We start from the raw sequence: 5,486 nt of genomic DNA, 5'->3' as shown, positions 1-5,486 counted from the left end.
TTCAGCCCCCAGGAGTGCGCCAACTACCTCGTCAACTCAGGATACGCTCCAAACTGATCCGGTCACGCTCTAGGGCCGCCCCGCCGCCGTTCCGACGAAGGCCGCGCTCCAGGGCGCCGCGGCGCCGCCGCCCGCGGCCACCGAGGTGTTCGCCACAGGGGCGGAGACCTCAACCATGCCGGACGTGGCCGGCCGCCAGGCCTGATCCGGCATCGGCTCCGCGGATACCGCGGCAGGGATGGCGAGCCGGTCGCGGACCTGAACGAAAACCGGCTGACGCGGAGCCGAGGCGGCGGTCGTCGATGCGCTGGCCGTCGAGGCCAGCACCACCTGCGCCGCGGCCGGCCGGCCTGCGGTGGCGACCTGCATCGGGACGGGCGCGGCGAGCCTTGAAGACACGGCGGCGGAGGCGAGCACGACCGGCGCGCCGCCAGTCTGGGCCGGGCTGGTGACCGGCGGACCGGCCCAGGCCGCAGCCGCGTCCGCCACCTGGGTGGGCACAAAGTCCAGCGGCGCGGCCGGCCAGACGCAGCTGTGCTCCATGCCGATGGCCTTGAGGAAGGAGCGGCGCGTGGTGCCGGCCAGCTGGGCGTGCTTGACGTGGTTCTCGTAGCGCTGGGCGCCGGTGATCTGCTTGATGGTGCCGCGCATGGGCAGGAAGTGTTCGGCCGCGCTGCCGGCCGCGTCCAGCGCCGCCTCCGCGGCGAAGTTGGCGCCGCTCGCCACGCGGGTGTGGCGCCGCTCCTTGGGCGTGTCGACATCGGGGCCGAGCGCCAGGTCCAGTTCCGCCACGCGGTCGAGCACGTCGTTGCAGCTGTTCACCCCGCGCAGGTCGTAGGGATGCGATTCCGCCCGCAGCAGGACCGGGGGGATCTTGTCCTGCATCATATTGAGATCATGCAGCGGCCGGCGCACCGCGTCGCCTGCGCCCAGATAGAGCTCCCCGCCCGTGCTCCGGACCGCGCTCGCACCCGTGGCCGCGACGGAATAGGTCGCGTGCACGCCGTCGTTGGCGTAGCGTACCGGCGCAGACTGGCAACCGGCCACCGCCGCGCCAAGCGCCGCCACCGCGTACCCAGAGTTCAAGACTTTCGGCATCGGCAGCTCCCGCAACCGCAGCTTTAATTTACCCACAACATCTCAGATCGGACAAACACATTTGTCGCTGCGCCGGATTTTGTCGGTCCCCGCCGCAGCAGCGCCCGACTTCCGCCCTGAAAGCCCGCACATCGAGGCCCTGTGCGGCGCCGCTCCGAGCTTGCCATCGTCGCGGTTCCGGCGGACGCATTGAGCCACGGCTTGAGCCGGGCTAAAGGGGCCTTGTCGCGAAGCGCCCCAGGGCCCGGCGGGTTGGTAGCTCAGTGGTAGAGCATTCGACTTTTAATCGAACGGTCCTGGGTTCGACCCCCAGCCAACCCACCACACCTCATGAAAATCCTTACCCCTCAACGGGAAGGTATTTTCGATAGGAGCGCCTGTTTCCACGGACTGAGACATGGGTGGCGCGACGCCGCTGGACTAGCGGGGATGACGGACCGGCAGGTCGATGCCGTGGCGGGTTGGGCGTCTGCGAGCCAGGCTGGCAAGTATGGCAGACGCACTATCGTTAAGGAACTTGCCCCGCCCGTTGAGAAAATTGACTTTGGCGATTTCCGCCTACTCGGCTCCTAGGAGCCCCGAGGCGTCTCCGGTTCGATCTCCGATCACGATCGGCGCAGTGAGGTTCACCGGCTGGGAAGTGGCGGCCCGTCGCCGCATCAAGGCTCGCATCGGCATCTTCTGCATTCCAGCCTGAAGACCGGTGCGAGTTTCTGTGGCGAGTGCATTCATTCCTGAAGCTCGCGTGCCCGCCGCATTGACCACGCAGCCGACATCCTGATGCTCGTGGCATAGGTAACCCCCCTATGCTAACCGCCTGGTCTCATGCACACGATCCGACATCGGGAGAAGCTGCTCTCTCGGGTTCGCCGTCTGCGAGGCCAGGTTGAGGGAATCGAGCGAGCGCTGGAGAGCGACACCGGGTGCGAGACCGTCCTGCACCTCATTGCCGGGGCGCGTGGCGCGATGGCTGGTCTCATGGCCGAGGTGGTGGAGGATCATGTCCTCACCCACCTCGTCGATGCCGACAAACATCCCGACGCCCTTGACCGCGAGGCCGCCGAGCAACTCCTGGAAGTGGTTAGGGCCTATCTGAAATGAACGTCCCTGCGCCCGCCTTTGCCGCCTCGACTGACGTCCCGCTCGGCTATGGCCATGACCACGTCTACCTTGGCGAAGGCCATGACCGGAATGAGCGTCGTACCTGGATCGTCATCGTCCTGTGCGGGATCATGATGATGGTGGAGATCGTGGGCGGCATCCTGTTCGGTTCGATCGCCCTTGTGGCCGACGGGCTCCACATGTCCACTCATGCCGGGGCTCTCCTGCTCGCCGCCCTCGCCTACACCTTCTCGCGCCGGTATTCGCGCGACCCGAGGTTCAGCTTCGGGACGGGCAAACTCGGAGACCTGGCGGGTTTCACCAGCGCGATCGTGCTGGCGATGATCGCGCTTCTGATCGGCTACGAGTCCGTCTCTCGCTTCTTCTCCCCGGTGCCCATCCATTTCGGCGAGGCGATCCCGATCGCGTTCCTGGGCTTGGCCGTGAACGTGGCCAGCGCTTGGCTGCTGAGCGGCGGCCATGATCACCATCATGGGCATGGGCATGGGCATGGGCATGGGCATGGGCACAGCCATGACGACGACGACCACCCTCATGACCACGAGCACGAGGAAGAGGCTCAGGAGGTGCGCTACAGCGGCGGCGTCGCCCGTCTGGAGATATTCGAGGGCGGCGAGCCCCCTCGCTTCAGGTTGTCCGTCCTGGAAGGTGTTCCGCTTGCGCCTGACCAAGTCGGCTTGGTGACCAACAGGGGCAGCGCTGTTCAACCCTTCACGTTCGCCTCCCGAGGCGATTACCTGGAGAGCGTCGAGACGATCCCCGAGCCCCACGCCTTCGACGTTTGGCTTTGGCTCAAGCCAGCCAGTCAAGAAGAAGACTTCAAGCTGAGCTTCCTAGAACATGACCACGGCGAAGAGCATGGCGTAAACCATGCCCGCGACAACAACATGCGAGCAGCGATCGTCCACGTTCTAGCGGATGCGGCTGTTTCCGTTCTCGTCATCACGGGGTTGTTCCTAGCCCGCCTCTTCGGCTGGTTGTGGATGGACCCGGCCGCCGGCTTGGTCGGCGCTTTGGTGATCGCAAGCTGGTCTTACGGACTCATCAGGGATACAGGCGCCATCCTGTTGGACATGACGCCGGACGAGCGGCTCGCGCAGCGGATACGCAAGCTGGTGGAAGATCAGCGCGACATCGTCACCGATCTCCACCTCTGGCGGCTCGGCCCGGGCCACTTGGGCGCGATCGTCTCGGTCATGACCGGACAGGATCATGACGCGGGCTTCTATCGCCAGAAGCTGGGGAGCCTCTCATCTGTCTCCCACCTCACCGTTGAAGTGACGAAAGCCTCGGCGTGACGGCCACGAGGTGGCTCCCGGCGCTGATGGTCGGGGTGTTCACGAGTGCGGCGTCTCTCTTTGGCGGCGGCCTGGCCCTGCGCTTTCGCTCAGCCCTGACGCTCTTTCTCGGCTTCAGCAGCGGCGCCGTCATCGGTATCGCCTTGTTCGATCTTCTGCCCGAGGCGCTTGGGGCGGCGCGGCAGGCCTACGCCGCCCTGGCGATCACCACGGCCACCGGGATCGGCTCTGCCGCCTAGGCTCTGAACGCCTGGCGACCAACATCGGACGCCCCCGCCTTATCGTGGCGACGCGGACGGTGGCTCCTAGGCTACCAGGCGTTCAAGCGCCTTGGCGTAGCGCCGTTCGACCTGGTCCCTGTGGATGTGGCGGCGGCCCTCGACCACACGGACGCCCGCGCGCCACACCGTCTTGATCTCCCTGAACCTGCCGGCGAACAGCCAGCCGTCGAGCAGGGCGTCTTGTCCACGGCTCGCCAGCGCGGCCGCCGTTCGATCCAGCTCCAGGAAGTCGGCCGAGGCGCCGACTGCAATCCCGGTCGCCACGCCCATGGCCTGCCCGCCTCCGTCCAGAGCGGCCTTGAAGAGGGTGGCGCCGGCGCTTGGATTTAGGGGACCTGCCAGCACGTTGCGCGACCGCAGCGCCAGGCGCTGCGAATACTCCAGCGTCCGCAGCTCGCCCGCGGCGTCGATAAGGACGTTCGAGTCGGTGCCGACCCCAAACCGCCCGCCAGCGTTTGCGAACGCCTTGGCGGGGAAGACGCCGTCTCCGAGATTGGCCTCCGTGATCGGGCAAAGCCCGGCGACAGCGCACGTACGGGCCAGCCGGACGAGCTCGTCATCGTCCACGTGCGTGGCATGGATCAGGCACCATCTGGCGTCCACCTCCGCGTGATCCAGCAGCCAGGCGACGGGACGCCGTCCCGACCAGGCCAGGCAGTCCTGCACCTCCCTGACCTGCTCGGCGGCGTGGATGTGGATGGGACCCTCGGGCGCGGCCTGGAGGAGCCGCGCCAGCTCGACCGGCGTGACCGCCCGCAGGCTGTGCGGCGAGAGCCCGACCACGCCGCCCGTCAGCGCGGCCACCGGACTGCGGCTGCGTTCGACCAGGTCCAGGAAGCCATCGACGTCATTGATAAAGCGGCGCTGGCCGGCTGTAGGCGGCGCACCGCCGAAGCCACCGTGGGCGTAGAAGGTCGGCAGCAGCGTCAGGCCTATGCCCACCTGCGCCGCCGCCGCGCAGATGCGCTCCGCCGTCTCGGCCGGATTGTCGTAAGGATGACCGTCCGGGGCGTGATGGAGATAGTGGAACTCGCCCACCCGCGTGAAGCCGCTCTCCAGCATCTCCATGAAGGCTTGTGCGGCGACGGCTTCGATCTCTTCGGGTCCCAGCCGATCAAGGAACCGGTACATCCAGGCCCGCCAGGTCCAGAAGTCGTCATCGCTCGGCCCGCGCACCTCCGCGAGCCCCGCCATGCCTCTTTGGAAACTGTGGCTGTGGACATTGCAGAGGCCGGGCACGACCACGCCGGCTCGCTCAGCCCCTGCGGCGTCCGAGATGTCCGACTGGACTGAGCTGATCAAGCCGTCCTTGACGGTCACACGCACGTTGCTCGCCCAACCCGTCGGGAGCAGCGCCGCCTCAGACCACAGCACCTTCTGCATGGCAGCCTCCATGCCCACATTTTGACTAGACAAAAGTTTGCACTCCGCCAAGTCTTCCCACCATGAAGTGCGACACGATCTGGCGTGAAGCCCGCCTCGCCACCATGACCGGCCCCGGAGTGGGCGAGATCGAGCAGGGTATGATCGCCTGCCGCGACGGGCGGATCGTCTATGCTGGTCCGGCCGCCGAGGCGCCTGACCTGGCGCCGGTGTCCGTCGTGGATTGCGAGGGTTGTTGGGTCACTCCGGGCCTCATCGATCCCCATACCCATCTCGTCCATGCGGGTGATCGGGCCGCCGAGTT

The 5,486-nt window shown here is 66.9% G+C and carries 5 protein-coding genes, 1 tRNA gene and 1 pseudogene; 5 read left to right on the top strand and 2 right to left on the bottom strand.

The annotated features are described in order from the left end of the window. Positions 1–69: 69 nt before the first annotated feature. Complete coding sequence (locus HUV06_RS14440; protein ID WP_174301950.1) at positions 70–1,098, bottom strand: hypothetical protein; 1,029 nt, start codon at positions 1,096–1,098, stop codon at positions 70–72. Between the two features lie 249 nt (positions 1,099–1,347). On the opposite strand from HUV06_RS14440, the gene HUV06_RS14435 reads away from it, so the two are divergent. The 4 genes from HUV06_RS14435 (at position 1,348) to HUV06_RS14420 (ending at position 3,757) form a co-directional block, all read left to right on the top strand. Then, positions 1,348–1,422, top strand: a tRNA-Lys gene (locus tag HUV06_RS14435). 501 nt (positions 1,423–1,923) lie between these two features. After that, complete coding sequence (locus tag HUV06_RS14430) at positions 1,924–2,199, top strand: metal/formaldehyde-sensitive transcriptional repressor (RefSeq protein ID WP_174301949.1); 276 nt, start codon at positions 1,924–1,926, stop codon at positions 2,197–2,199. Next, positions 2,196–3,518, top strand: a complete 1,323-nt coding sequence (gene dmeF / locus HUV06_RS14425) for a CDF family Co(II)/Ni(II) efflux transporter DmeF (RefSeq protein ID WP_174301948.1) — start codon at positions 2,196–2,198, stop codon at positions 3,516–3,518. Before HUV06_RS14430 ends, dmeF begins: the two co-directional genes overlap by 4 nt. After that, positions 3,515–3,757, top strand: coding sequence for a hypothetical protein (locus HUV06_RS14420; RefSeq protein ID WP_174301947.1), 243 nt, complete (start codon positions 3,515–3,517; stop codon positions 3,755–3,757). Before dmeF ends, HUV06_RS14420 begins: the two co-directional genes overlap by 4 nt. Positions 3,758–3,823: 66 nt before the next feature. Here the strand turns inward: HUV06_RS14420 and HUV06_RS14415 are convergent, their stop codons facing one another. Beyond that, positions 3,824–5,182, bottom strand: coding sequence for a formimidoylglutamate deiminase (locus HUV06_RS14415; RefSeq protein ID WP_217433900.1), 1,359 nt, complete (start codon positions 5,180–5,182; stop codon positions 3,824–3,826). A 62-nt stretch (positions 5,183–5,244) separates the two neighbouring features. Here HUV06_RS14415 and HUV06_RS14410 point away from each other — a divergent pair. Beyond that, a pseudogene (locus HUV06_RS14410) lies at positions 5,245–5,486 on the top strand (imidazolonepropionase); the annotation flags it as partial.

This window comes from Caulobacter sp. S45 (genome assembly GCF_903642205.1).
GTDB lineage: Bacteria > Pseudomonadota > Alphaproteobacteria > Caulobacterales > Caulobacteraceae > CAHJWH01.
This window is presented reverse-complemented; position numbering and strand designations above follow the sequence as displayed.

Coding starts and splice junctions, on each gene's coding strand:
- HUV06_RS14440 (WP_174301950.1), bottom strand. CDS start 1,098: ATGCCGAAAGTCTTGAACTCTGGGTACGCGGTGGCGGCGCTTGGCGCG.
- HUV06_RS14430 (WP_174301949.1), top strand. CDS start 1,924: ATGCACACGATCCGACATCGGGAGAAGCTGCTCTCTCGGGTTCGCCGT.
- dmeF (WP_174301948.1), top strand. CDS start 2,196: ATGAACGTCCCTGCGCCCGCCTTTGCCGCCTCGACTGACGTCCCGCTC.
- HUV06_RS14415 (WP_217433900.1), bottom strand. CDS start 5,182: ATGCAGAAGGTGCTGTGGTCTGAGGCGGCGCTGCTCCCGACGGGTTGG.